Origin of the sequence: Cohnella sp. OV330, assembly GCF_900112065.1 — a bacterium.
Taxonomy (GTDB): Bacteria; Bacillota; Bacilli; order Paenibacillales; family Paenibacillaceae; genus Cohnella.
Genome location: NZ_FOKE01000004.1, coordinates 276296 through 300623 on the forward strand (window position 1 = coordinate 276296; position 24328 = coordinate 300623).

Annotated in this window: 27 protein-coding genes; 1 reads left to right on the forward strand and 26 read right to left on the reverse strand. The window is 60.8% G+C overall.

What is annotated here, in order from left to right:
- Nucleotides 1-243: 243 nt before the first annotated feature.
- The 7 genes from BM235_RS11130 to BM235_RS11160 all read right to left on the reverse strand — a co-directional run bounded on the left by BM235_RS11130 (nt 244) and on the right by BM235_RS11160 (nt 5879).
- Nucleotides 244-1557 carry a hypothetical protein gene (locus BM235_RS11130; RefSeq protein ID WP_090112761.1) on the reverse strand — a complete coding sequence of 438 codons (1314 nt, stop codon included), beginning with the start codon at nt 1555-1557 and terminating at the stop codon, nt 244-246.
- A gap of 59 nt (nt 1558-1616) precedes the next feature.
- Complete coding sequence (gene bshA, locus BM235_RS11135) at nt 1617-2783, reverse strand: N-acetyl-alpha-D-glucosaminyl L-malate synthase BshA (RefSeq protein WP_090112762.1); 1167 nt, start codon at nt 2781-2783, stop codon at nt 1617-1619.
- Nucleotides 2784-2893: 110 nt separating this feature from the next.
- Entirely contained in the window at nt 2894-3598 is a 705-nt protein-coding gene (bshB1, locus tag BM235_RS11140; RefSeq protein ID WP_090112763.1) for a bacillithiol biosynthesis deacetylase BshB1, read from the reverse strand.
- Nucleotides 3595-4017 (reverse strand): methylglyoxal synthase, encoded by a 423-nt coding sequence (locus tag BM235_RS11145; RefSeq protein ID WP_090112765.1) that lies wholly within the window; start codon nt 4015-4017, stop codon nt 3595-3597. The genes bshB1 and BM235_RS11145 overlap by 4 nt, the downstream gene beginning before the upstream one ends.
- A gap of 70 nt (nt 4018-4087) precedes the next feature.
- Nucleotides 4088-4891 (reverse strand): 4-hydroxy-tetrahydrodipicolinate reductase, encoded by an 804-nt coding sequence (gene dapB / locus BM235_RS11150; RefSeq protein ID WP_090112767.1) that lies wholly within the window; start codon nt 4889-4891, stop codon nt 4088-4090.
- A 6-nt stretch (nt 4892-4897) separates the two neighbouring features.
- A complete protein-coding gene (locus tag BM235_RS11155) occupies nt 4898-5449 on the reverse strand; it encodes a tetratricopeptide repeat protein (RefSeq protein ID WP_158543736.1) in 552 nt (183 codons plus the stop codon).
- A gap of 43 nt (nt 5450-5492) precedes the next feature.
- Nucleotides 5493-5879: a nucleotide pyrophosphohydrolase gene (locus BM235_RS11160; protein ID WP_090112771.1), complete on the reverse strand. Its 387-nt coding sequence runs from the start codon at nt 5877-5879 to the stop codon at nt 5493-5495.
- Nucleotides 5880-5948: 69 nt separating this feature from the next.
- Between BM235_RS11160 and BM235_RS11165 the strand changes: the two genes are divergently transcribed.
- Nucleotides 5949-6818: a YitT family protein gene (locus BM235_RS11165; RefSeq protein ID WP_255374313.1), complete on the forward strand. Its 870-nt coding sequence runs from the start codon at nt 5949-5951 to the stop codon at nt 6816-6818.
- Nucleotides 6819-6824: 6 nt separating this feature from the next.
- Here the strand turns inward: BM235_RS11165 and BM235_RS11170 are convergent, their stop codons facing one another.
- From BM235_RS11170 to trpE, 19 genes are all read right to left on the reverse strand, one after another.
- Complete coding sequence (locus BM235_RS11170; protein WP_158543735.1) at nt 6825-7667, reverse strand: sporulation protein YpjB; 843 nt, start codon at nt 7665-7667, stop codon at nt 6825-6827.
- 40 nt (nt 7668-7707) lie between these two features.
- Nucleotides 7708-8376, reverse strand: a complete 669-nt coding sequence (locus BM235_RS11175) for a DUF1405 domain-containing protein (protein WP_090112777.1) — start codon at nt 8374-8376, stop codon at nt 7708-7710.
- 73 nt (nt 8377-8449) lie between these two features.
- Complete coding sequence (locus tag BM235_RS11180; protein WP_090112779.1) at nt 8450-9319, reverse strand: menaquinol-cytochrome c reductase cytochrome b/c subunit; 870 nt, start codon at nt 9317-9319, stop codon at nt 8450-8452.
- 19 nt (nt 9320-9338) lie between these two features.
- Entirely contained in the window at nt 9339-10010 is a 672-nt protein-coding gene (gene qcrB, locus BM235_RS11185; protein ID WP_090112781.1) for a menaquinol-cytochrome c reductase cytochrome b subunit, read from the reverse strand.
- An 18-nt stretch (nt 10011-10028) separates the two neighbouring features.
- Nucleotides 10029-10562 carry a ubiquinol-cytochrome c reductase iron-sulfur subunit gene (locus BM235_RS11190; protein ID WP_090112783.1) on the reverse strand — a complete coding sequence of 178 codons (534 nt, stop codon included), beginning with the start codon at nt 10560-10562 and terminating at the stop codon, nt 10029-10031.
- 243 nt (nt 10563-10805) lie between these two features.
- Nucleotides 10806-11228 carry a DUF2487 family protein gene (locus tag BM235_RS11195; RefSeq protein WP_090112785.1) on the reverse strand — a complete coding sequence of 141 codons (423 nt, stop codon included), beginning with the start codon at nt 11226-11228 and terminating at the stop codon, nt 10806-10808.
- A 146-nt stretch (nt 11229-11374) separates the two neighbouring features.
- Nucleotides 11375-11554, reverse strand: coding sequence for an IDEAL domain-containing protein (locus tag BM235_RS11200; protein ID WP_090112787.1), 180 nt, complete (start codon nt 11552-11554; stop codon nt 11375-11377).
- 156 nt (nt 11555-11710) lie between these two features.
- Nucleotides 11711-12973: a hypothetical protein gene (locus BM235_RS11205; RefSeq protein WP_090112789.1), complete on the reverse strand. Its 1263-nt coding sequence runs from the start codon at nt 12971-12973 to the stop codon at nt 11711-11713.
- 230 nt (nt 12974-13203) lie between these two features.
- The gene (locus BM235_RS11210; protein ID WP_255374314.1) at nt 13204-13794 is read right to left on the reverse strand and encodes a histidine phosphatase family protein; all 591 of its coding nucleotides are present in this window, start codon (nt 13792-13794) and stop codon (nt 13204-13206) included.
- Nucleotides 13791-14390: an anti-sigma factor family protein gene (locus BM235_RS11215; protein ID WP_090112799.1), complete on the reverse strand. Its 600-nt coding sequence runs from the start codon at nt 14388-14390 to the stop codon at nt 13791-13793. Before BM235_RS11215 ends, BM235_RS11210 begins: the two co-directional genes overlap by 4 nt.
- Nucleotides 14387-14989 carry an RNA polymerase sigma factor gene (locus tag BM235_RS11220; RefSeq protein WP_090113550.1) on the reverse strand — a complete coding sequence of 201 codons (603 nt, stop codon included), beginning with the start codon at nt 14987-14989 and terminating at the stop codon, nt 14387-14389. The genes BM235_RS11215 and BM235_RS11220 overlap by 4 nt, the downstream gene beginning before the upstream one ends.
- Nucleotides 14990-15442: 453 nt before the next feature.
- Nucleotides 15443-16591: a prephenate dehydrogenase gene (locus BM235_RS11225; protein WP_090112801.1), complete on the reverse strand. Its 1149-nt coding sequence runs from the start codon at nt 16589-16591 to the stop codon at nt 15443-15445.
- 3 nt (nt 16592-16594) lie between these two features.
- Nucleotides 16595-17692 carry a histidinol-phosphate transaminase gene (hisC, locus tag BM235_RS11230; RefSeq protein WP_090112802.1) on the reverse strand — a complete coding sequence of 366 codons (1098 nt, stop codon included), beginning with the start codon at nt 17690-17692 and terminating at the stop codon, nt 16595-16597.
- A 198-nt stretch (nt 17693-17890) separates the two neighbouring features.
- Nucleotides 17891-18736, reverse strand: a complete 846-nt coding sequence (trpA, locus tag BM235_RS11235) for a tryptophan synthase subunit alpha (RefSeq protein WP_090112811.1) — start codon at nt 18734-18736, stop codon at nt 17891-17893.
- Nucleotides 18733-19935 carry a tryptophan synthase subunit beta gene (gene trpB / locus BM235_RS11240; RefSeq protein WP_090112813.1) on the reverse strand — a complete coding sequence of 401 codons (1203 nt, stop codon included), beginning with the start codon at nt 19933-19935 and terminating at the stop codon, nt 18733-18735. Before trpB ends, trpA begins: the two co-directional genes overlap by 4 nt.
- Nucleotides 19932-20690 carry a phosphoribosylanthranilate isomerase gene (locus BM235_RS11245; RefSeq protein ID WP_090112814.1) on the reverse strand — a complete coding sequence of 253 codons (759 nt, stop codon included), beginning with the start codon at nt 20688-20690 and terminating at the stop codon, nt 19932-19934. Before BM235_RS11245 ends, trpB begins: the two co-directional genes overlap by 4 nt.
- Nucleotides 20687-21499, reverse strand: a complete 813-nt coding sequence (gene trpC / locus BM235_RS11250; protein WP_090112815.1) for an indole-3-glycerol phosphate synthase TrpC — start codon at nt 21497-21499, stop codon at nt 20687-20689. Before trpC ends, BM235_RS11245 begins: the two co-directional genes overlap by 4 nt.
- Entirely contained in the window at nt 21489-22538 is a 1050-nt protein-coding gene (gene trpD, locus BM235_RS11255) for an anthranilate phosphoribosyltransferase (protein ID WP_090112817.1), read from the reverse strand. The genes trpC and trpD overlap by 11 nt, the downstream gene beginning before the upstream one ends.
- A 33-nt stretch (nt 22539-22571) precedes the next feature.
- Nucleotides 22572-24155, reverse strand: coding sequence for an anthranilate synthase component I (trpE, locus tag BM235_RS11260; RefSeq protein WP_090112819.1), 1584 nt, complete (start codon nt 24153-24155; stop codon nt 22572-22574).
- Nucleotides 24156-24328 lie beyond the last annotated feature (173 nt).

Genomic DNA, 24328 nt, shown 5'->3' on the forward strand with positions numbered 1-24328 from the left:
AATCTGCGCCATCCCCTCCACTACGAGAGGCGATGACGCTCCAGTTCCCTGGATCCGCGCCATCCCCTCCACTACGAGAGGCGATGACGCTTCCGGCTCCCTGAATCTGCGCCATCCCCTCCACTACGAGAGGCGATGACGCTCCAGTTCCCTGGATCCGCGCCATTCCCATCACTACGAGAGGCGATGACGCTTCAGCTTCCCAGTTTGTGGCCACCTGCGCTTCCGGCGGCTTCAAGTCTTTTAACTCTCCTGTTGATCCCTTAAAAAGGCGACCCGCAGCGTCTCTGCATCGTTTTCCAGCGTCCCCATCGCGACCTGTTCGAGCAGCTGCCGCAGCGCGACCGCGATCCAAGGCCCCGGCGCCCTGCCGGCGGCCTCCGCCAGCTCGTCGCCCCGCAGCGCGAGGTCGGCGACCCGAACCGCGGGCATCGCAGCCATCCATCCGGCCGCGGCCGCCCGCAGCTCGCCTGGCACGCCGAACGCCGCACGGACATCCGGCGAATCGAATAGCGCTTGCCAGTCCGCCGCGGCCGCGGTACCCTGGTCAAGCACCCCGATCGTCCAGCTTCGGCGCCACGCCTTCGGATCGGATCCCGCAGACAAGCCCCTGTGCAAGCGAAGGAGGTCGCTGATCCGCTTGATTCTTTTCCCTGCGAAGTGTAGCCGCTTCATGGCTTCCTCCGCTTCCTCCGGAGCCGCGCCTGCGAGGAACAACGCCGCCCATCGCAGATCGGCCTCCGTATGTTCGGGCAAGTACCGCGAGAGCCTTGTACGCATCGTGGCTGACGTCACGATCGGCGCGTCGTCGGCGCCGCCGGCCGCTCCCTCAATCTGCCTAAGCCGCGCCAACCACGCCTCCGGCAGCGGTTGCTTGAACCGCTCCGGCAGCGAAGCGGTCAGGAGCAGCGCGAACGCGCGGCCGGGATCGCCGGCGGCCATCATCTTGTCGAGCTCGGCGCCGATACGCTCCATCGCGACGAGCCGAAGCTTGTCCCGACAGGCGAGCACCCCTGCCCAGGTCGGCGCGTCGACGGCTAAGCCGTAACGGGACGCGAAGCGTACGCAGCGGACGATCCGCAGCGCGTCTTCGTCGAACCGTCGGTCCGGTTCGCCGACTGCCCGCAGCCTTAGCGCACGCAGATCGTCCATGCCGCCGAACGGATCGACGATCGTCCCGTCGGCGCCCGCCGCCATCGCGTTGATCGTAAAATCGCGCCGGGCGAGATCTTCCCGGACGTCCCGCACGAAAAAAACGTCGTCCGGACGCCTGCCGTCGCTGTAGCCGGCTTCCTGGCGAAACGTCGTCACTTCAAAAAAAAAGCCCGAACGGCGAACCGTCACGGTGCCGTGCTTCAGGCCCGTCGGCAGCGCATCCGGATACAAACGCAGCACTTCGCCGGGATCGGCCGACGTCGCGATATCAATATCGCTAGCCTCGATCCCGAGCAAGGCGTCACGGACGCAGCCGCCGACGAAATACGCCTCGCTGCCCGCTCGGTTCAAGGCGTGAAGCACTTCAAGTCCCGCTTCCCATTGCGCGCCTTCGTAGATCATCAAGGCGGATCCCTCCTCTTATCGGCCGGGATCCGCCTTCCGGCGATCCACCGCCTTGGTCAGCGAGGTTCGCAGGCCGGCTCGGTGATCGGGGCCGGAATGCCCAGCACGTCGTAATAGATTTTCTCGTACTGCGCGGTGATCAGATCGTTGCAAAATTGCGTGCGAGAGCGCATTAGGCAAGCTTCCCTGAACTGCGCATACATCGCTTCGTCCGAGAGCAGCCGCACGGCATGCGCCGCCATCTCCGACGTATGTCCGATCGGAGCGAGAAAACCCGTCTCCCCGCTGACGACCAGCTCCGGAATGCCGCCGGCGGTCGAGCCGATCGTCGGCACCCCGCAGGCCATCGCCTCGAGCGCGACGAGACCGAAGCTTTCCTTTTCCGAAGGAAGAAGCAAGAGATCCGCGAGCGACAGCACTTCGGCGACATCGTCTTGCTTGCCCAGATAATGGACGCGATGTTCGAGTCCCATCGACCGGATTTTCGACTGAATCTTGGGCAGATCCGGTCCTTCTCCGACGAGCAGCAGCTTGGCGGGCAGCTCCGCGTGCACCTTCGCGAAGATGTCCACGACGTCCGACGTTCGCTTGACGGGCCGGAAGTTGGAAATATGCATAAGCACTTTCTCGTGCGGCTCCGCGAAATCCTTGCGCATATCGGATACTTCGCGCGGATAATATACGCGTTTATCCACGAAATTGTACGTCAACTCGATCGGCGTCCTTATATCGAGCAGCTCCTGCGTCTCGCGGATCAGATCCCGGCTGACGGCCGTGACCGCGTCGCTGGCTCCGATGCCGAGCCGGATGATGTCCTTAAGCGTTTCGTCCTGCGCCAGCACCGTGATGTCCGTCCCGTGCAGCGTCGTGACGATTTTCAGCTTGCCGCCTGACATCTGCTTGGCCAGCAGCGCGCAAATCGCATGCGGCACCGCATAGTGAACGTGCAGCAGGTCGAGCTCCTGCAGCTTCGCGACCTGGTGCATTTTGCTGGCGAGCGACAGATCGTAAGGCGGGTATCGGAAAACGTAATAGTCCGACACTTCCACCTCGTGATAATAAATGTTGCGCTGAAACTTTCCGAGCCGAAAAGGCATGCTTTGCGTAATAAAATGAATCTCGTGTCCCTTCTCCGCGAGCAGCTTGCCGAGCTCGGTAGCCACGACGCCCGAGCCGCCCAGCGAAGGATAGCAAGTAATGCCGATCTTAAGCGGTCTGAACATTTGCGAGTCCCTTCTTCCCGAGCGTGAGCGGCGGCCTGCCATGCAGGAATCCAAGCAGGAGATCCATGCAGGAGAACCGCCGGCGATCGTGATGTATGCCTATAGGCGTATTAAAATCCGTCCAGCTTCAGCGAACCTTTGGAAATGAAGCCTTCGGCGTAGGCGACGCGGTGAGGCGCGCCGAACAGCCGGTCGCGCGCGGCGACGTTGTCCAGGTAGCCCGCCGTGAGCGGCGTCGGCACCCAGTCCGGCGTCTCCTCCATCGGAGCGAACTGGGACCGGTAAGCGGACAGCGCGTCCATCTTGATCGGCTGGTACTCCGTAATATCGACGACCAGCTGCGGCGTATGCATATCGTTAATGAAATAGTAACAAAAAGCGTCCGGCGTCCATGCTTCCCATTCGGGCCGATAGCGACGCAGTTTCGCGTTGAACGCCGCTTCTTCGGCAAGCCGGCTGCATGCCGTATGATCCGGATGCCGGTCTTCGAAATAAGGCGCGAACACGACCCGCGGACGATGCCGGCGTATCGCTTCGACCAGCTTGTCCACCTGTTCGGAGCCGGCCTTCAATCCGCGGTCGGGCAGGCCGAGATTGCCCCGCACGGTCAATCCCAGCAGCTCGCTTGCCTTGGCCGCCTCCCGCTGGCGCGTATCGGGATCGCCGTTGGACGACATCTCGGCGAAGGTCAAATCGTACAAGCCGACGCGGCGTCCCGCGCGCGCAGCCTTGGCGATCGTGCCGCCCATCCCGATCTCGGCATCGTCCGGATGTGCCGCGAATACGAGCAAATCAAGCTGTACGGCGTCGTTCACGACTCGATACCGGGCTTGTACTTGTGTACGAGCTCACGCCACGCGAAGTCCCCGCGCTCAAGGCATTTGACGAGCAGCTCCGCCGTCGCGACGTTGGTCGCTACCGGGATGCCCTGCACGTCGGACAGACGAAGCAGCGCGATGATGTCCGGTTCGTGCGGCTGGGCCATGAGCGGATCTCGAAGAAAGATAATAAAGTCCATTTCGTTGGTCGCGACCATCGCGCCGATCTGCTGGTCGCCGCCGAGCGGCCCCGAAGCGAACCTGTGTACCTGCAGCGATGTATTTTCCATGATACGCCCGCCGGTCGTGCCGGTCGCGTACAGCTTGTGAGGTTTAAAAACATGCTCGTAGGCGATGGCGAAGTTCACCATCTCGTCTTTTTTGCGATCGTGTGCGATCAGTGCGATATTCAGCATCGTTGAACCGCGTCTCCTCTCCCGGGAGCGGGATATTTATGTGTGAAAGTCCATTTAATCCGTCGAGTAATCAGTCGAGCAAATGTTCGAAGCCGTAAACCAGGCCGGTCACGTCCACGATTTTCTTGACGGCCGTCGCGACCCCGGGCATGTAACCCGCGCGGTCGTAGCTGTCGTGCCGGATCTTGAGCGTCTGGCCGTGCCCGCCGAAGATGACCTCCTGCTGGGCGAAAACGCCCGGAAGCCGCACGCTATGTATCCGGAAGCCGCCGAAATAACCGCCGCGGGCGCCTTCGATGACTTCTTCTTCGTTCGGATTGCCTTGGCGCAGCTCGCGCCGCGTCTCTGCGATTCGCTCCGCGGTCTTGATCGAGGTGCCGGACGGCGCGTCCAGCTTTTGGTCGCCGTGGTACTCGATGATCTCGACATGCGGCATATACTTGGCCGCTTCGGCGGCGAACTTCATCATCAACAAGGCGCCGATCGAAAAGTTCGGCGCGATCAGGCAGCCGATGCCGCGTTCGCGGCACTCGCGGTCGATCTCGTCCATTTGCTCCTGCGTAAAGCCGGTCGTCCCGACGACGGGTCTGACGCCGAGCTTGATCGCAGTCATCGTATTGGGCATGGCGGACTTCGGGTTCGTGAAGTCGACGAGCACGTCCGGCCGGCTGTCGCGAAGCGACCGCTCCAAGTCGTCGGTCAAAACGACGCCCGCTTCGGGCAGGCCGACGAGCCGACCCGCATCCTCGCCGGACGCGGATCGGCCGATCGCGGCTACGAGCGTGAGCGTCGGATCCTCCAGCACCATTTTGACGACTTCGCGTCCCATTCTTCCCGCCGCGCCTGCTACGGCGACTTTGATTTGCTGCGACATCCGCGATCACCTGTTCCTTCGTCTAGTATAGTGAGTATAAATGAGCCGCCAGCGCCTCGCGCGCTCCATCTTCGTCTCTCGAAGCAGTCTGCCCGCTTCAATCAGCATCGGATTCATCTCCTTGGCGGTTCGCAGCGCTTCGATCGCCCGGTCGAGCTCGCCCGCGAGCCTGCACGCGATGCCGAGCAGCAAATACGCGCCTGCGTCGAGCGGATCGAGCTCGACAGCCTCCTGCAGCAGCTCGATGGCCGTATCCGGCTCGGGCTGCGGCTTCGCCAGCAGCGCCTTGGCCTGCCGGGCGAGCTGCCTCCCTTCGACCAGCCGGAGGTGCAGGCGATAGTCGGCCTCCCTCGGGGCGAGCCGCACGGCGCTGCGCGCATAATCGAGCGCCAAGTCGAGCTTCCCGCTCCGCGCGAGGCTGATGGAGCCTTTATAATAGTAGGAAGCATTGTCCGGCTCCGCCTCCACCGCCTGCCGGAACCAATCGACCGCGGCTTCGAAGTCCGAGGCCAGGATGGCTTCGTAGGCGCGGCGCAAGCAAGTTTCCCCGTCCTTCACATGTACCATCCTCCTCGAATTGGGGATGATACAGCATATGTATCTACGGGGTATCCGTGTGCTTCTTCGTCCATCTGTCCGCGTCGCGCGTGCCGAACTTGTGCAGGACGCGTTCGATGGCCCGGGTGAGGTCGATCCCTTCCCGGTTGGCAAAGCACAGGACGATGAACAGGACGTCGCCAAGCTCCATCTCGATGGAATTGTCGGCCTCGTCCGCCTTTTTCGGCTTTTCGCCGTATTTGTGATTGACTTCCCGCGCCAGCTCGCCCGCTTCTTCGGTCAATCTGGCCAGCATCGCCAGCGGCGAGAAGTAACCTTCCTTGAACTGCGTAATATAGGCGTCGACGTCTCGCTGTATGTCGGACAGATGCCGCTCGGCGAGAACAAGGTCCGCGATTTTGGATTCGGCCACGTGTACGGTCCTTTCCATCGGTTTCTTCTTATGTTAGCTTAAGATGTCTGCAAAAATCAAATGAATTTCAGCATGGAGGTATTGCGCATGACTCGGCAAAAGCTGTGGGCTTCGGTCCGTACATGGAGCATTTTGCTGCTCGGCACCGCGATTTACGGATTCGGGATCGTATATTTTATCGTGCCGAACCGGCTCATGGAGGGCGGGGTGACGGGCGTGGGCATCTTGTTGCTCTATGCGACGGGCCTGCCCGCTTCGCTCACGACGCTTATTCTCAACTTGCCTCTATTCTGGCTCGGCTGGCGCAAGCTCGGTTTCCGGGCGATGGTGTATACATTCGGCGGAACGCTATCGTTGTCCGTATTTCTATGGCTCTGGCAAGCGATGGTCGATCACGGCTGGCTAACTCCTTTTACGACGCAGCAGGACTTCATCCTCGTCGTGCTATATGCCGGCGTGACGCTGGGCGCAGGACTGGGACTCGTCTTCTACTCCGGGGGCACGACGGGCGGGGTGGATATTATCGCGCGGATCGCGAACCGCCGGGGCGGGATCAGCATGGGCCAATTCATTTTGCTCATGGACGTCGTCATTCTAGGCACCTCGCTCATCTTCATTCCGAAGGAAAAGGTGCTATATACGCTCGTCAGCGTTTTTATATCCGCCCGGGTCATCGATTTCGTGCAGGAAGGGGCTTATGCCGCCAAAGCCTTCACGATCCTGTGCCGGGAGCCCGAAAAGCTGGCCAAGCAAATCACGAGCGAGCTCGAACGCGGCGTCACCCTCATGAACGCGGTAGGCGCTTATTCGGGCGAAGCCAGAATGGCCGTTTATTGCGTGGTCAGCCGGTTCGAGGTTCGCAAATTAAAAAGCCTCGTCCGTCAGCACGACAGACAGGCTTTTATCGTCATCGCCGACGTGCACGACGTGTTAGGCGAAGGCTTCAGGGAAGAATGAGCTCATTTATTTTTTTCGCTGCTCGCCGCGGTATTTGCGCCATCCGGAATATGTCAGCACCGTGAGGATAAAAGCGCCGATCGCCGAGAAAAATCCGGCCGGCGGCGCCGCTGCGAGCGGTCCGGAAGCGGGCGCCTCCGCAGCAGGCGGGTAAAGATCTTCGACCGCCGCCCCGATCTGCGGCGCGAGCTTGGCCGCAAGCGACGGGTCTGGCGAAGCTGCCGACAGGATCCGTCCGGCATAGCGCAGGACGGCATCGGCGCGTTCCGCTTGTTCCGCCCTTCCCGTGGCGACGACGGCCGCTCGAATGAGGCGGTAATGTCCGCTTAGCGACGCGAGCCGCTCCGACGCATCGAGATTTGCCCCGCCTCCCACGGTTGAGATCGCGGTCCGAAGCGCAGCCGTATCCTCGCGCATCAATCTCCTGTATTCCAGCCATAGCCCTTGTCCCCGCGAAGACACCGCGTCCGCTGCCAGCCTCAGCGATGCCGATGCGCCATATACCTCTTCCGCATCCGGCGACAGCGCCGATACCGCCCGCCGCATCCTTTCCATAGCGGAACCTAGCGCCGCCGCGCTCTCCGGCGCAGGCAGGCTTTCAGGCGGGATCGCAAGCAGCGCTTCTTCTGCCTGCGTGACGCTTCGGAGCACGACGAGCGGATCGCCGGCGCTGACGGATCTATATAGGGTCTCCGCCGTCAAGCGGAACGCATCGACTGGATCTCGCGGAGCCGCCGCGCTTGCGGACGCTGCGGCTTGTCCGCCCAGCAAAGCTTCAAGCCACAAAATGAATACCGCAGCCACGATCACGCGGCGCGACATGCGAATGCGTATACCGTTCGTCGACATGGACATCCCTCCACTAATAGCTATGAAGGGATGTCCGGTTCTAGACCTCGCCCCGTACCGCGCTCGTACGTCTGGCGCGTTGGTTCGCGAATGATACGATCGCGGCTGCGCCGACGCTGAAGACGGTCAGCGCAAAGGTAAAGATCGAGACGCCGAGCAGCCGATCGTCGAGCGACTGCGGCAGGCTCGGATAGACGCCGAAGCTGTAATCGATCGTATCGTTAAGCAGCGTCCACGCGGCCGCAATCCCGACGGCGATCGTACCGTATAAGAAAAATCTGCCGTACACGACTGCGCATACCGCCATCGACAGGTGCGAAGCGATCAACATCCAATCCTGCCAAACGATCGGGCTGCCATAAGCGGCGCTAGCGAAGATGATCACCGTCGCCCATACGCCGTATTTAATGGAAGTAACGACCGCAAGCGCCTCTACGACGCCCCTTGCGCCTCTCGCAAGCTTGCTTTCCCCTTTGCCAAATGGCGATAGCCATAGCCACAACGCCGCGAACGTAAAGAACAGTGACGCCGTCGGGCTGTCGGGCACGAAAGGAATCTGCCATGCGGGATGGGTCTGCATCGTGTCGACCAGCTGATTTTTGTACCAATAATAACCGTAAATCGTCCCGAAAACATAAAAGACCATGAGCAGCGTCATCATCCAATTCTGCGTCAAAAATCGGCGCGACAGCAAAACGTTCGGATCCATCCATGCACCTCGGCCATCTCAAAAATCTGGAAAAGGGCCTGACCATGCCGGTCAGGCCCTTTGATCGTATGTCTTATTCGGTTGCGGCCTTCTGCTTCGCCAGCCAAGTCGCGACCTTGTCGATCTCTTCGTCGGACAGCGTACCCTTAAAGGCAGGCATGCCGTCTTTACCGTTGGTAACGATCTCTTTGATCTGATCGTGGTTCAGCGTATCGCCGATCCCCGCCAGCATCGGGCCGACCTGACCTTGAAGCTCGGTGCCGTGGCATGCGATGCACTGCGCCTTCATCGTGACGGAAAACGCTTCGTCCTCCGGCGCGACCAGCGCCGGTACCTTCTCCTTGCCGTAAATGAAGCGGCCCTTGCCTTCTGCGATCTGCTCTTCGGACTTCATCTCCCGCTCAATATGCTCGGGGATGGTGCCGTTCGCTTCAAGCTCTTTCGTATAGTGATGCCACGACACCCAAGTCAGGTAGACGCTGGCGATCAACGTGACGAACATGAGCGCAGAGGCGATCGGCCGCCGATAGAAGCGGCGCTCCTTGCCCGTATCGAGGAACGGAGCGAGGAACAGGGCGCCGAACATGATCGCCGGGATGCCGATCGTACCGAGCACGATGTAGTTCTCGGACGTGTACGGGTACTTCAGCAGCTGATAAATGAAAAGGAAGTACCAGTCCGGCATCGGGATGAACGCGCCGTTAAGCGGGTTCGCCGGATAGCCGAGCGGAGCGGGCTCCGCGATCGTCAGCGTCAGGAAGCCTACGAGCACGACGACGCCCGCCATCCATTCCTTCAGCAGGAAGTTCGGAATGAACGCTTCGGACTTGCCGGGAAACGCCGTGTAGTCCGGCGGAGCCGGCTTGTCCGGGTGCGGCTTGCGAATGCGCGAGTCGCCTACGAATACGATCTTCTCGTTAGAATTGCCTTTACCATGTGCCAATGCTTGCCACTCCTCTCTCTTACAGCGGCCCGGAAATGCCCTGTTTGCGAATCATGAAGAAGTGTGCGGCAAGCAGCGTGAGCAGCACGCCGGGCAGGAAGAACACGTGAATCGCGAAGAATCGAGTCAGCGTCTGCGCGCCGACGATCGTGCCGCCGGCCAGCAACTCCTTGATATATCCGCCGATCCACGGGACCGAACCCGCAATCTCCATGCCTACCTTGGTTGCAAAGTATGCTTTGTTGTCCCACGGAAGCAGGTAACCGGTGAAGCCCAGTCCCAGCATGACGAAGAAAATCAGCATTCCCACGACCCAGTTCATCTCGCGCGGCGCCTTGTAGGAGCCGGTAAAGAAGACCCGAAGCGTATGTAGGAACATCATGACGATAACGAGGCTGGCGCCCCAGTGGTGCATGCCCCGGACGATAACGCCGAAGGCGACTTGGTGCTGCAGATAGTCGACGCTGTAATACGCGTTGATGATATCCGGCACGTAATACATCGTTAGAAACATCCCCGAGAGGATCTGGATGACGGTAATAAAGAACGTCAGTCCGCCGAAGCAATATACGAACGCGGAGAAATGGTGAGCCGGGTTAACGTGCTCAGGCACCTCGTGGTCCGCGATATCTCTCCACATCGGCGTAACGTCGAGACGTTCGTCAATCCAGTTATACATGCCTTTAAACATGGACGAGACGCCCTCCTTCTATACCCGTGTGTTCGATTCCAGCGGTCCGAGATATACCCAGCCTTTATCGATCTTTACTTGGTATTCGTCAAGCGGCTTCGGCGCCACCTTGAGATTTTTGCCGTCTTTCGTGTATCTTGCACCGTGGCAAGGGCAGTGATACAGGTTCGGAGCTTCTTCGCCGCTCCAGCTGATCGTGCATCCCAGGTGCTTGCATACCGGGGACAATGCGAAAATCTTGCCGCTGTCGTCCTTCGCTACGAAAGCTTGGAGCTTCGGGTCGCTCTCGTACCACCCGTCGACCTGGTGAACCTTGAAGTCGATACTCTTCGGCTCCTTGGTCACGTCCTTCTCCTCGATGGCCTTAACGAAAGCGGTCTCAGCCTTCTTCTGCAGAAGCGGGTCTACAGCGAAGCGCAACATCGGCAAGATTGCGCCGCCCGCCATGAATGCCGTGGCTCCGCCGAGCGTATAAGATAGAAATTGACGTCTTGTCATTTCATTGCGCTTGATCGGCTTATGCGAGGTTTCATGCTGCTGATTGTGGTCCATTTTTTCTACCCCCTTTGCCCACCAAAATCGCGTCCGATACGGACTTTCACCTTTTGTTCACAAGGACATACCTATAATATCCCACGTGTCAAAGAGCGTCAAGAATGCCCGTTCCCGATTTGGACACATCTCGGTTTTGCGCGAACTAAAATGTTGTCATTTTGTCACATTTAACCGAGGGCGAACATGCTTTTGTTATGCCCCGTTCCATCGATCCTATACAGACCGCGGCCCGGACTCGCCTCACGCCTGCGGCGAACGTTTCCACATTTCCGACACGCTTCGCCTCAGCGTTTCCGCGTCCGGGACGCTCTCTTCGCCAGTCGGACTGGCGAATAGATCCGCCGACGGCACGCGCGTCGCGTCCCAGCCGGGCTTGCCGGACACGACGACGACGAATTTGAAGCCGCCCGATTTGAGCCGGGTACACAGCGCGTCGAGCGACGCTTCGTCGCCCGGACCTATGTAATGATGGGCCGGATAGGTGACCGTCCTGCCCTTGAACGCCGACTCGATCGGCGCCAGCCAGTCCCCCGCCGTGCCGACGAGTTCGGCCGCGGACGGAGGCGCCTCGCCGCCGAGCAGTCCCGTTACGGGCAGCAGCGCGGTGTCCAGATAAGGCTGCAGGTCGCCCCAGTTGTCTTCGTCAAATTCGCTGAATCTCATCGCTTCGACTTCCTTCCTTTCCGTATGCTTCCTCTATCCTACCCGATTCGGGCGCGCTTGCAAGCCATTTTTAATCCGTTTGCCGGCCAGCAAAAAAAGGCTCGTCCCGGCGCGCGGGCGAGCCTGCGTGATAAACGGGGCCGCTCCTAATGGAGGATGGCCTTGAGCTCTTCGGTCAACCGCAGGAACGATTCGGAATCTCCTTCTTCGAGCGCGTGGTCGATCTCGCCGTATAACTGCTCCTTGCGGTATTTGCGCAGCGCCTCGTCAAGCGTCATCTCGGCCGCGAGGCCGAGCATCGTCTCGTATGCGATTCTAATGTCCATGGGTTGCCCTCCTGATCGTTCGCGAGTCTTCCGGCGTTTACCGTATGCCTCGCGCTTATTTAGCGGCCTCAGCCGCATCGTGATTGGCCGACCTTCGCTTCCGTTCCAAATCCAGCTCCTTCAAAACGCGCACGAACGGCAGGAATCCGTCCGTTGTCAAACTGCGCCGTACGACCAAGGCAGCGAATCCTCGAATCCGATCTCGCTTCCGGCGACGAGCACGACGCCCTGCGGCGTCATCGTTACGACCGCTTCCCCTTCCGCCGTCTCTCCGAGCCTCAGCAGCCCCAGGTGAAGCATCATCGCCAAGGTGCGTTGTTCGAACACGCTTTTTTCCGTGTCGTAATAGTAGGGCTTCACGAGCGGCAGCAGCGTGGCGCCGAGCGAAGCGACGGTTACCCACGAATGCCTGGACAGCCGCATGACCCATTGCGCCAGCGCCTGCAGATTCGGGACGGGCAGCTTGTAGAGCCTCAGCCAGAACCGGTACAAATCCGCGGGATCGCAAGACGTATTGCCGTCCGCCATCTCCCGCCCCCGCTCCGAGAGCCGTAGCTCGCCCTCCTCTTCAAGAAGCAAGCCGGAATAGTAGGCATAGTCGTAGAGCAAGGAGAAGCGTTCCGGATATTCCTTGAAGCGCCGGCCGTACCCGAAGCGGAATGCGGTCTTCGCAGGCGCCTGCTCCAACACCGAGAACGTGTCCAGCAGTTGCTGCAGCTGCCTCTTATAGAGGTAGCCCTCGGCGGTGAGCGGCGTATCGTGGTCTCGGACGAACTTGAGCATCCGGACAAGGTCTCCGGCCATCATGCCCCGCTCGTCGCGGTACGCCGGCGGTTCGTCGCGAAGCGCGATGCCCCCGCGAAACTGGTCTTCGATCGCATCGCACAACTTTTTTTTCACGTCCTCCGGCACATGGAACAAATACCGCGTCTGCTGCGTGATGCCTCCGAAAAGCCAGCCGTAGCGCTTGAACCTCGCGATCGCGCTTCTTCGTTCGTCAACCGGGCTTTTCGGTTCCTCCGGCGGCTTTGCTTTTTTCCGGCTGCCCGAAGCCGCGCGATTAGAGGCCGGGCCGTTGCCGTTGGCAACGCCGCTCGTTTTAGCCGCGCCGATCTGCGCCTGCTGCTTGGCATCGGCCGCCTGCGGAGGCGCCGGATCGGCCGCGAGCGCGGCTCTAGCCGTCAAGTCCTCCAGACTGTAGGCCGCCCGCTTTTCGAAAAGAAGGGAGTTCAAAAACCGGAGATCGCCGAGACTCATCTCTTCGACGCGCCGCGCCAGCACTTCGCGCCGCTGCACGGCGCTCAAGATCGATTGGATCAGCTCGTTTTTGGAATGGCTGCTGCATTCGCATTGATAGACTTCCGCGATGCCGGACAACTGCGCGATGTCCGCATAACTGAGCATGTCCGCCAGATTCATCGGGATCCCTCCTAAACCGCTGATAGGAGCAGTATCGTCGCGATACCCCGCATTTAAACGTGCGCGGCTTCCTGCTAGCCCGCGCAAAAAAAGCCGACCGGGATCTGCCGGTCGGCTTCAATCATATAGATAAGGGCTTTGCGACACATCGACATCTTCGCGAGCAGCAGTCAAGTCTTCCAACCGAATCTAGCAAGGACATGCGCGAGGGAGGCCGCGCGAAAAGCGGTTCACGCCATCCCCAGGTGCGCCGTACAATTGTGCAGCGTGGGCACCCAGCCGCCGTCTTCGCGCTCCAAAATCGTCAGAGACAAGTTCGCGATTCGGCTGTCGTCAACGCCGCTGTCGAGCGCCTGCAGCAATTGCGCCAAAAAGCTGCCGTGCGTCACGACCAGCCAGCTCTCGCCCGGATGTCGCGAGGTGAACGCCTCTACGAAAGCCAAGCCTCTGGCTTTCACTTGCGTATCCGACTCCTGGCCGGGAACCCGTCCGCGCCAATCGGCGCCCCACCTCGCCACCCGCTCGTCCTCCGTCGTGCCCTCCGCTTCGCCGAAGCTTCGTTCACGCAGCATGGCGTCGCTGACGAGCGGCAGCTCCAGCCGCTCCGCGATCAGTTCCGCCGTCCGCCTCGCGCGCATCAGATCGCTGCTGACGATGCCGTCCCAGGTCGCCGGCTCCCGGCGAAGCCTGTCCGCCAGCAGAAGCGCTTGACGTTCGCCCTCCGCGCTCAGCGGAATGTCCGTTGCGCCTTGTATCCGGCCGGCTATATTCCAAGCGGTGACGCCGTGTCTTACCAAACCTAGTTTCATTCTGCCGCTCATGCTTTTTTCAACCTCGAATACCAATTTACGATGAGAAATGCCGTTAAAATGCCGAGTACCGACAGCATAATCCAATAGCCGGGCATCGCCGGCGACGAATTCAGCACGAACGGATCGCTCATGCGGGACACGGGCATATCGATCTGCAGCGCCCCGTGCATGTCGCCCGTGCCGGCCGCTTCCATGATGCTCGCCGACTGCGTCCGGTCCGCGTGCATGCGGTCGTAAAGCGTGAGCAAAATTCCGCTGCCGCATAACGCCAGTAGACAGGCGACGATCGTGACGACCCTTCGACGGAACGGTCCGGTGAACGTGTAAGCCCTGCGCGCAGGCGGCAGCAGCCAGCCGTCCTCTGCGTAAATTCGGCTCATCACGCTGGCGTTTACCGCCTGGGCTGCCTGCGCGGGCACCGACTCGGACTCTTCGAGCGCAACCTCGCGAATGAGCGCCGCGCTCTCCTCCCACCACCGGAACTCGGCAGCGCAAGCCGGGCAGCCCGCCACGTGCGCGTCGATCTCGCGCCGCCGCGGATCGCCCTCTTCGAGATCCCAATACGCTTCCATCTGCTGCTGAACGTGTCCGCACGTCAGGGTCATCTTGACTTCAACTCCTCGTAAACCTTCATCAAGGCCGGCTCAGGCTCGTGAAAGTACTTTTCCAATTGAATCTTCACGCTGGCTCTCGCGCGAAACAGCAGCGACTTGACCGCGCTTACCGTCTGTCCGAGGATTCCCGCGATCTCCTGGTAATCGAGCCCTTCATACTCTCTTAGCACCAGCGCGGATCGCTGCTTCTCGGGCAGGTTGTTGATCGCCTCGCGCACCATCGCCACTTTTTCGTTGCGGAGCAGCGTCTGCTCCGGCGCCGCCTCGTAAGGAGCGAGCGGCACGTAGGTCGTATCGTCGAGCGACAAATGGGCCGCCTTTTGCTTGCGAAGCTCGCTCAGCACCGTATTGCGCGAAATCGTATAAAGCCAGGTGGAAAACGAAGCGTCTACCTCCCGAAACGAATGCAGGCTCCGATAAGCCTTGTAAAAAGTCTCGGAGCACAGGTCTTCGGCCATCATCTCGAGTTTGGCGCCGCGCAGCATATGATAAATAAAAGACAAGATCTTCCTCTGGTACTTGGCCATCAACTCGGAATACAGCTCCGCGTTGCCTTCCTTGATTTCCCGAATCAGTTGAGAATCGGTCATCATTTTAACGCGACCTCCACCTTCCGGGGGACGTCTTCAGCCTGTATAACGTTATACCGGCGTTCGGACATAAAGTTGCGATTGCAGCCAAAATAATCATGGCATCCCCAGTTTTTTACATAAGATATCATCATTGTATCATAGTACGCACATGTAAAGAATTAAATTAGCCTTAAAAATTTCTCAATAAGTCGTTTAAACGAGCCCAAACGCGCCAAACAAAATAAAAACAGATGTATTTAACTTCTTGCGAACGTTAAAAAACAGAAAAAAAAACACCGCCACAAAGGGCGGTGCGAATGCAAGAAGCATTCGGGATTAGGATAGGAGTGGAGAGAAACCATACTGTACTTTTATTATATGTATCCGTTTTCATATTGTCAATAAGCGTTTTCATTTTTTTATTAAAAATAAAAACCGCAGGATCTTGTAGGACCCTGCGGCAATTCGAAGCTAAAAATAAACCGAGTATTGGAGCGTTCGGAGAAGCTCGACGGCGCGCTCAAGATCTTCGCCGTGGCGGAAGGATAAACGAAGCACCCCGGGCACGTCTTCCCTGCTCTCGATAATGTGCAAATTGCTGAGATTGATGCGGGCCTGCCCGAGCTCCGTCGCGATCCGTCCGACGATGCCCGGCTGATCGGGCACGTCGACATAGCATTCATGCAGCGAAGTGATCATGCCCTTGCGCCGTTCGGGCAGATTGTCGCGAAACCGGCCTGCGCCGCTGAACCGCTCGACGATGCCGGCACCTTCACGATCCTCGAGCAGCCGTTCGAACGCGGCGATCTCGCCGCGCCAGTCGGCGAGCAGCTTGAGCAGGACGTCGCGATTGCCGAGCAAAATGTCCCGCCATATGTATGGATCGCTGGAAGCGATCCGCGTAATGTCGCGGAATCCGCCGGCTGCCAGGCGTCGATATAAGTCGTTGGATTCATTGTAGCCCGCGATCTGGTTGACCAACGCGACCGCGATAATATGCGGCAGATGACTGATCGCGCCGACGATGTCGTCGTGGAGGCCCGCCTCGATCTTGACGATATTGGCGCGCGTCCAGCGAAGCAGCTCTTCGAGCCGCTCGATCGCCTCAGTCGGCGTGCCCGACGACGGCGTAAGTACATAGAACGCGTTTTCGTATAGATCAGGCGTAGCGGCTTCGACGCCGGATCGCTCCGATCCGGCCATCGGATGGCCGCCGATGAACACCGCGCCTTTCAACTTGAGGCTCTCCGCATACCTCACGACGGAAGCCTTGGTGCTGCCGACGTCCGTAATGATGCATCCGGGCTTCAGCGGCAGCTCGGACAGCCGCTTCAAATAATCGTCGAGCATGCCTACCGGAACGCACAGCACGATGACGTCTGCGTCCGCCGCCGCCGCTTCGACCGACGTCGTCGCTTCGTCCACGACGCCGAGCGCCAAATATTTGTCGACCGATGCCGCGTTCACCGAATGGCCGACGATGGTAAGCCCCGGCTTGCCCTTCCAGCATAGCGCCAGCGAACCGCCGATCAATCCGACGCCGAAGATGGCGATCCGGAGCGGGGCTTTTCCGTTAGGTGTCGTTTGCGACGTTTCGTGAACGGCTTTGCCTTCGATCATACCCTACGCTTGCACCCCGATTTCCTGCAAAACGGCTTCAAGCGCTTCCGCGACCTTCGCGTTCTGCTCGGCGCTGCCTACTGTGATGCGGATGCGCGTCGGATAGCCGCGCTGGCCGGCCCGGATGATGACGCCCTTGCGCAGCAGCGCTTCGAACACTTCAGAAGAAGGACGCTTTACGTCGACCATGATAAAGTTGCCGTGCGCGGGGAAGTAGTCGAGCCCCAGCCTGTCGAACGCCGCGCGAAGGAATACGAGCCCCTCGCGGTTGGCCGTGCGGCATTTCTCGAGAAATTCGTCGTCGTTCAGCGAAGCGAGCGCTGCCGCCTGGCCGAATCTCGACGTATTAAACGGCTCGCGCACCTGGTTGATCGAACGGATCAAGCCCGGCGCCCCGATGCCGTAGCCGATGCGAAGCGAGGCAAGCCCGTAGATTTTCGAGAACGTGCGCAGCAGGATGAGGTTTGGATAGCGCTTCAGCAGCGCCAGGCCGTCCGAATAGGACGGATCCTCCACATATTCGCAATAGGCCTCGTCCAATACGACGAGGACGCGGTCCGGCACTTGGTCGAGGAACGCCGTCAGCTCTTCGTCGCTCACGATCGTGCCCGTCGGATTGTTCGGATTGCAGATCCAAACGATCTTCGTCTTGTCGTTGACTTTGGCCAGCATCGCCAGCAGATCGTGCTTGCCGTCAGCGAGCGGCACTTCTACGCTGACACCGTTTTCGATCGTGACGTTGTGCTTGTACTGAGGAAACGTCTCGACGGCCATGACCGTCTCGTCGCCCGGCTGCAGGTAAGCGCGCGCGATCATCAATATAATCTCGTCGGAGCCGGCGCCGAATATAATTTGATCGGCGTTCACGCCCGTACGCGTCGCGATCGCGTTCGTCAGCGCGACGGCCGCGCCGTCCGGATAAATGCTGATTTGCTCAATCTCGCGGCGAATCGCGTCCGCCGCCTTCGGCGAGCTGCCGAAAGGATTTTCGTTGGAAGCCAGCTTGATGACCTCGTCGAGGCCAAGCTCGCGCTTTACTTCTTCGATCGGCTTGCCGGGTTGATAGACGGGCAAATCGACGATATTCGGTTTGGGCTGCATAGGATGGTTTCCTCCCTGGCTTCATCATAAAGGACGGAGCGATTGTCCGCTCCGTCCCAAGAACAACATGCCTCTATTGTGACATATCTCTATGTCGCTGTACAGATGCAAAGCTTTCAAGCGAGCGCCTGCCGCTCGCTGCCTTTTCCCGTCCCCACGCATCCGTCTGCTAGCTGCCGGCGTCCGCTCGCTTCCCTGCTAGGCTTTCTCGGGTTTGCGCGGCTTCAAATCCGCGATAAACGCCTGTACCGCAGCGAGCCCGGCCTCCGTCAATCCGGTATCGCCTAGCGCTTCCGGCGGCAGCGACGCTTCCACCTGGCGCACGATCGCGCTGCCGACGATAACGCCGTCGGCCACGCCGGCGAATCGCTCCGCCTGCTCGCGCGAGGAGATGCCGAAGCCGACGCAGATCGGCACGCTGGACGCGCGGCGAACCGTCGCCAAAAACCGGTCGATGCCCGCGTGAAAATCGGACCGCACGCCGGTCACGCCGAGCGACGACACGCAATAGACGAAGCCCTTCGCCTTGGAAGCGATCCGTTCGACGCGCGCCTCGGACGTCGGCGCCACGAGCGGGATGAGATGGACGCCCGTCCGCTCCGCGATCCCGCGCACCTCCGCGTCCTCTTCGAGCGGCAGGTCGGGGATGATGACCCCGCTGAAGCCGTGCTCCTGCAGCAGGCCGAAAAACCGCTCGAGTCCAAGCTGCAGCGCCGGGTTGAAGTAAGTAAACAAAATGAACGGCATCCGTACGCCTGCCGCGCGCGCCTTGCTCGCGACGCCGATGCAGTCGGTCAGCGAGATCCGGCGGCGGAGCGCCCGCTCGGAGGCGCGCTGGATGACGGGGCCGTCGGCCAGCGGATCCGAATAGGGCACGCCGAGCTCGATCATATGCGCGCCCGCCGCTTCTGCGGCGGCGATGAGCTTGACCGAGGTGTCGAGGTCGGGATCGCCCATCGTCAGAAAAGGAATAAGAGCCGTCTCTCCCCGCGCGGAAAGCTCCGCGAATACGGTGTCGATGGCGTTCGCCGTAGCCGTGCTCATGGCAGATCCCCTCCCAAATATCCGATAATCGACTCGACGTCTTTATCCCCGCGCCCTGACAGGTTGATGACGACCGTCTGTTCCTTAGGAAGCGTAGGCGCCAGCTTCAGCGTATGCGCCACGGCATGCGCCGATTCGAGCGCCGGGATGATGCCTTCCTTGCGGGACAGCAGCTGCAGGGCGTCTAGCGCCTCCGCGTCCGTGATCGGCACGTATTCCGCGCGCTTGATATCCTTCAGGTAGGCGTGCTCCGGCCCGATGCCCGGATAGTCGAGACCCGCGGAGATCGAATGCGCTTCTTGCACTTGTCCGCCTTCGTCTTGAAGCACGTAGCTCATCGATCCCTGGAATACGCCCGGCGTCCCCTTGGTCATCGTCGCGGCGTGCTTATCCGTATCGACGCCGCGGCCTGCCGCTTCGACGCCGATCAAGCGTACGGACGTATCTGCCACGAACGGATGGAAAATGCCCATCGCATTGCTGCCGCCGCCGACAGCCGCGACGATGACATCGGGCAGCCTGCCTTCCGCTTCGAGAATCTGGTCCTTCGTCTCGAGGCCGATGACGCGCTGGAAATCCCGAACCATCATCGGATAAGGATGCGGGCCCGTAACCGATCCGAGAATGTAATACGTGTCGTCGACGTGGCTGACCCAGTAGCGCAGCGTCTCGTTGCAGGCGTCCTTCAGCGTACGGGTGCCCGAGGTAACGGGTACGACCTCGGCGCCGAGCAGCTTCATGCGGAAAACGTTCAGCGCCTGACGCTTCGTGTCCTCCTCGCCCATGAACACCTTGCATTCGAGGCCGAGCAGCGCGGCGACCGTCGCGGAAGCGACGCCATGCTGGCCAGCGCCCGTCTCGGCGATGATTTTCTTTTTGCCCATCCGCTTCGCCAGCACCGCTTGACCGATCGTATTGTTGATCTTGTGGGCGCCGGTATGGTTCAGGTCCTCGCGCTTCAGATAGATCTTGGCTCCCCCGAGATGCTCGGTGAGGCGCTCCGCGTAGTACAGCGGCGTCGGACGTCCCGAATATTGCTTGAGCAAATAACGGACTTCCGCCAGAAAATCGGGATCGTCCTTGTAGCGGTTGTATGCTTCCTCCAGCTCGTACAGCGCGTTCATCAGCGTCTCGGGCACGTACCGCCCGCCGAAGGTGCCGAATCGGCCGTAAGCGTCCGGCACTTGAGTCGTCGTCATGATTGCTGCTTCACCCTTTCCGCGAATGCGGCGATTTTAGTCGCGTCCTTGACGCCGTTCGTCTCGACGCCGCTTGAAATGTCAACGCCGTCAGGCTTGTAGGCCGACAACAATTCCCTTACGTTGTCCGGATCCAGGCCGCCCGCCACGAACAAACGAATGCCCGCAGCCTTGGCCGCCCGCTCGTAGGCCGGAATCACTTCCCATGGAAAGGCGCGTCCCGTGCCGCCGCCGGCCGTGTCGATCAGCACGGCAGATACGGCGCCGGCGTAGGCTGCCAGCCGCGCGGGTCCGCTATAAGCCGCTTCGCCTTCGGCCGCAAATCCGCCCGATGCTCCGTCCTCGCCTCCAGCGGACAGCGCGCGCCATACTTCTACGTTAAAGCGACGGCCGACCTCCCGGCAAAAATCCGGCGTTTCCCCTTTGCCGTGCAGCTGTACGACGTCCAGCGGCGCTGCCGCGAGGGCGGCTTCTAGCGCCTCGATCGTCGGATCGACGAACACGCCGACGGCAAGCGGCGGACGACCTCCGGCCATGCCGGATTCGCGCGACGCGCGGATCAGCTCGCCCGCCAGCTCCGGCGTCACGTATCGCCGGCTCTTCGGCGCGAAAATGAAGCCGATGTAGTCGACGGGGAGGCCGTCCATCGATGCAAGCGTCTCCGCTTGCATGATACCGCAGATTTTTACCGCCGGACGCTCGGAAGAATTCGCGTCATCCAGCGGCGTCCGATTTTTTTCGTCCGTACCGCTCATCCTGCGGCTCCGGTCTTGACGACGGGACCGAGCAAGCCTTCGATCGCCGCGCCGACGTCCGGCTGCCGCATGAAGTGCTCGCCGACGAGGACGGCTTGCGCGCCCGCTTGGCCGACGAACGCGATATCGTCCTGCGAAGCGATCGCGCTCTCGCTGACGGCCGTGACGCCTTTCGGCATGAGCGCGATCAGCTGCTCCGTTACCGACAGGTCGGTCTCGAACGTGTGCAGATTGCGATTGTTTACGCCGATGAGCGTCGCGAGCCCGACTTCGAGCACCGTCTCGAGCTCGGGACGGTCGTGAACCTCGACGAGCACGTCCAGCCCGATGTCGCGCGCGAGCCGATGATAGGCGTCGAGCTGACGCTTGTCCAATATGGCCGCGATGAGCAGGATCGCGTCGGCGCCGATGAGCCGCGCTTCGTAGATTTGACGCTCGTCGATCGTAAAGTCTTTGCGCAGCAGCGGGACGTTCACGCCTTCGCGGACGCCGCGCAAATAATCGTTGCTGCCTTGAAAATACTGAACGTCGGTCAGTACCGAGATGCAATCCGTGCCGGCCGCTTCATAGGCTTTGGCCAGCTCGACCGGATGAAAGTCGGGCCGGATGAGCCCCTTGGAGGGGCTCGCCTTCTTCACCTCGGCGATCAGTCCGACCGGACGGCGGCGGCGGCCCGCCTGAAGCGTCGCTTCGAAGCCCAGGCAAGCGGGCAGGCTCGCGATCTCGCGCTCCGCGACGCTTAAGTTCATCGAAGACTTCAACGCCGCCGCTTCTTCTTTCTTAGTCGCTACGATCCGCTCAAGAAACATGTCCGAGTTCCTCCGTCCGCTGAATCCATTCCGCCAGCTTCGCGTTCGCTGCGCCCGAGTCGATCGTCTCCGCAGCGAGCTTGACGCCCTCCGCCAGGCTGTCCGCCCGACCGGCTACATAAATGCAGGCGCCGGCGTTAGCCAGAACGACGTCGCGGTAGGCCCCGCGCTCCCCGGCCAGAATGCGGCGCACGATGTCGGCGTTTTCGGTCGCGTCGCCGCCGATCAGCTCCCCGAGCGGCAGCGTCGTAAGGCCCAGGTCTTCTGGCGTAATATCGTAAGTCGTGACGACGCCGTCCTTCAGCTCCGATACTTGCGTCGGCGCGGACAGGCTGATCTCGTCGAGTCCGTCATGGCTGCCGACGACCATCGCGCGCTTCAACCCGAGCCTGCCGAGCACGGCGGCGACGACATCGGTCTTGGTCCTGTCGTACAAGCCCATCAGCTGACGATCGGCGCCCGCCGGATTCGCGAGCGGCCCGAGCATATTGAAGATCGTGCGGACGCCGAGCTCCTTGCGGGGGCCCGCAGCGTGCTTCAAGGCCGGATGGTACAGCTGGGCGAACATGAACGTGATGCCCGTATCGCGCAGGCAAGCCGCGGCTTGCTCCGCCGTCAACTGAATGTTAACGCCGAGCGCCTCGAGCACGTCCGCGCTTCCGGCTTTGCCGCTCATCGCGCGGTTGCCGTGCTTCGCCACTCTCGCGCCCGCGGCCGCGGCGACGATCGCCGACGAGGTGGAAATATTGAATTTATGAATGCCCGAGCCGCCCGTGCCGCACGTGTCCAGCAGGTCCTCGTGAGGAGCCGCCACCTTGCTTCCGAAGTCCCGCAGCGCCTCCGCGAAGCCGGTGATTTCTTCGATGCTCTCGCCCTTGAGCCGGAGCGCGACCATCGCCGCGCCGATCTGCGCGGGCGTCGCTTCGCCCCGCATGATGAGGCTCATCACGCCGTGCGCTTCTTCCTTCAGCAGATCGTGGCCGGCCATGAGCTTCGCCATCGCTTGCGGCATCGTGATATTCGCGTCTATTACCGTCATCGTCATACCCTCCCGAGCTATAGTTTGAGCCGATCAATCGTAGTCCAGATTCGTGCCGCGGTCGCCCGCCATGACGATCAGCCTGCCCTGCTTCGTCTTCGCCGGCGGAGGGAACATCGCTTCAGCGGCGCGGATCGCCTTGAGGCAGCCCTTGGCCTTATTGACCGTCTCTTCATATTCGCTCTCCGGCACGGAATCCCATACGATCCCCGCTCCCGCTTGCACGTAGGCTTTGCCGCCCTTGAACACGATCGTGCGGATCGTGATGCACGTATCCATGTTGCCGGAGAAGCCGAAGTAGCCGATGGCGCCCGCGTACGCGCCCCGCGCCTCGCGCTCCAGCTCGGAGATGATCTCCATCGCGCGCAGCTTCGGCGCGCCGGACACGGTGCCTGCCGGCAGGCAGGACAGGAACGCGTCGAAAAACGTTTTGTCCGGAGCGAGCTTGCCCGTGACGTTGGACACGATGTGCATGACGTGCGAGTACCGCTCGATCTCCATGTACGAATCGCACCGCACCGTGCCGAATTCGGAGACGCGCCCCAGGTCGTTGCGGCCCAGATCGACCAGCATGACATGCTCCGCGCGTTCCTTCTCGTCCGCGAGCAGCTCCTGGGCGAGGGCGGCGTCTTCTTCGGGCGTGCGGCCTCTCGGACGCGTGCCCGCGATCGGCCGAGTCTCGACGCGGTCGCCGTCGACCTTGACGAGCAGCTCGGGCGAGGCGCCTACGATTACCTCGTCGCCCAGTTTCAGCATGTACATGTACGGCGACGGGTTCATCGTCCTCAGCATCCGGTATACTTGAAGCGGATCGACCTCGGTCTCGATGTGGAAGCGCTGGGAGAGCACGACTTGGAAGATATCGCCCGCCCTGATGTATTCTTTCGCTTGGCCCACGTTCGCGATGAACTGCTCTTTGGTCAGGTTAGACCTGACATCCCCGAGTTCGGGATCGACGGGCGGCGTACCCACGGCGGGAGCCGATGGCGGCAGCGGCTGACGCATGCGCGCGATCGTATCGTCCATGCTCGCGGAAACCTTATCGTATTCTCGTTCGATCTCTTCTTCGGTTGCGCCGTCCGTCACATGCACGTTGCCGATGACGAGCACCTGCTGCTTGAAGTGGTCGAAAACGACGATGCGGTCGCAGAACATGAAGTGCATGTCGTCCATGTTCAGGTCGTCCTCGCGATGCGCCGGCAGCCTGCGCTCGTAATACTGCAGCAGGTCGTAACCGAAAAAACCGATCGCGCCGCCCGTAAACGGCGGAAGATCAGGCAGCGCGGGACTGCGATAGCCCCGGAGTCGCTCTCGCAGGAGCTTCAGCGGATCCGTCGTCTCGAACGTCTCCTCGCGTCCTCCCTGCTCGATCGTCACCTTGTTCGTTTTCAGCCGAAGCACCATGAACGGATCCGTGCCGATGAACGAATATCTCGCCCATTTGATGCCGCCCTCCACGCTTTCGAGCAAGAAGGCGCGCCCCCCCTGGCCGAGCTGCTGGAAGACGCGAATCGGCGTCTCCGTATCCGCCATCAACCTTCTGACGACCGGAATGACATTATAGGCGCCTGACAGCCGAATAACCTCCTGAAGTTCTTTCCCGCGCTGCTGTTCCATCTCTTGTATCTCCCCTCTCCAAATCCGCAACCGGTGCGGACCCGCCGATGCGCCGGCTCTGATGCCGGCGATTGAAGCACGAGCCTTGTAAACGCAAAAATCACCTCTGCGACCGCAGAGGTGACATCATAGATAAGGGATATGTAGACGCGCAATCGCCCGGACGTATGTCC

What these genes read in the sequence shown, in the direction of transcription:
- bshA (WP_090112762.1), bottom strand. Translation starts at nt 2,783, where the DNA reads ATGTTCAGACCGCTTAAGATCGGCATTACTTGCTATCCTTCGCTGGGC.
- BM235_RS11145 (WP_090112765.1), bottom strand. Translation starts at nt 4,017, where the DNA reads ATGCTGAATATCGCACTGATCGCACACGATCGCAAAAAAGACGAGATG.
- BM235_RS11130 (WP_090112761.1), bottom strand. Translation starts at nt 1,557, where the DNA reads ATGATCTACGAAGGCGCGCAATGGGAAGCGGGACTTGAAGTGCTTCAC.
- dapB (WP_090112767.1), bottom strand. Translation starts at nt 4,891, where the DNA reads ATGTCGCAGCAAATCAAAGTCGCCGTAGCAGGCGCGGCGGGAAGAATG.
- BM235_RS11245 (WP_090112814.1), bottom strand. Translation starts at nt 20,690, where the DNA reads ATGAGCGGTACGGACGAAAAAAATCGGACGCCGCTGGATGACGCGAAT.
- hisC (WP_090112802.1), bottom strand. Translation starts at nt 17,692, where the DNA reads ATGCAGCCCAAACCGAATATCGTCGATTTGCCCGTCTATCAACCCGGC.
- trpA (WP_090112811.1), bottom strand. Translation starts at nt 18,736, where the DNA reads ATGAGCACGGCTACGGCGAACGCCATCGACACCGTATTCGCGGAGCTT.
- BM235_RS11165 (WP_255374313.1), top strand. Translation starts at nt 5,949, where the DNA reads ATGACTCGGCAAAAGCTGTGGGCTTCGGTCCGTACATGGAGCATTTTG.
- BM235_RS11200 (WP_090112787.1), bottom strand. Translation starts at nt 11,554, where the DNA reads ATGGACATTAGAATCGCATACGAGACGATGCTCGGCCTCGCGGCCGAG.
- trpB (WP_090112813.1), bottom strand. Translation starts at nt 19,935, where the DNA reads ATGACGACGACTCAAGTGCCGGACGCTTACGGCCGATTCGGCACCTTC.
- BM235_RS11220 (WP_090113550.1), bottom strand. Translation starts at nt 14,989, where the DNA reads ATGACCGATTCTCAACTGATTCGGGAAATCAAGGAAGGCAACGCGGAG.
- BM235_RS11225 (WP_090112801.1), bottom strand. Translation starts at nt 16,591, where the DNA reads ATGATCGAAGGCAAAGCCGTTCACGAAACGTCGCAAACGACACCTAAC.
- BM235_RS11215 (WP_090112799.1), bottom strand. Translation starts at nt 14,390, where the DNA reads ATGACCCTGACGTGCGGACACGTTCAGCAGCAGATGGAAGCGTATTGG.
- trpC (WP_090112815.1), bottom strand. Translation starts at nt 21,499, where the DNA reads ATGTTTCTTGAGCGGATCGTAGCGACTAAGAAAGAAGAAGCGGCGGCG.
- trpE (WP_090112819.1), bottom strand. Translation starts at nt 24,155, where the DNA reads ATGGAACAGCAGCGCGGGAAAGAACTTCAGGAGGTTATTCGGCTGTCA.
- BM235_RS11170 (WP_158543735.1), bottom strand. Translation starts at nt 7,667, where the DNA reads ATGTCGACGAACGGTATACGCATTCGCATGTCGCGCCGCGTGATCGTG.
- BM235_RS11175 (WP_090112777.1), bottom strand. Translation starts at nt 8,376, where the DNA reads ATGGATCCGAACGTTTTGCTGTCGCGCCGATTTTTGACGCAGAATTGG.
- qcrB (WP_090112781.1), bottom strand. Translation starts at nt 10,010, where the DNA reads ATGTTTAAAGGCATGTATAACTGGATTGACGAACGTCTCGACGTTACG.
- BM235_RS11210 (WP_255374314.1), bottom strand. Translation starts at nt 13,794, where the DNA reads ATGAGCGGCAGAATGAAACTAGGTTTGGTAAGACACGGCGTCACCGCT.
- BM235_RS11160 (WP_090112771.1), bottom strand. Translation starts at nt 5,879, where the DNA reads ATGGAAAGGACCGTACACGTGGCCGAATCCAAAATCGCGGACCTTGTT.
- BM235_RS11195 (WP_090112785.1), bottom strand. Translation starts at nt 11,228, where the DNA reads ATGAGATTCAGCGAATTTGACGAAGACAACTGGGGCGACCTGCAGCCT.
- trpD (WP_090112817.1), bottom strand. Translation starts at nt 22,538, where the DNA reads ATGACGGTAATAGACGCGAATATCACGATGCCGCAAGCGATGGCGAAG.
- BM235_RS11190 (WP_090112783.1), bottom strand. Translation starts at nt 10,562, where the DNA reads ATGGACCACAATCAGCAGCATGAAACCTCGCATAAGCCGATCAAGCGC.
- BM235_RS11205 (WP_090112789.1), bottom strand. Translation starts at nt 12,973, where the DNA reads ATGAATCTGGCGGACATGCTCAGTTATGCGGACATCGCGCAGTTGTCC.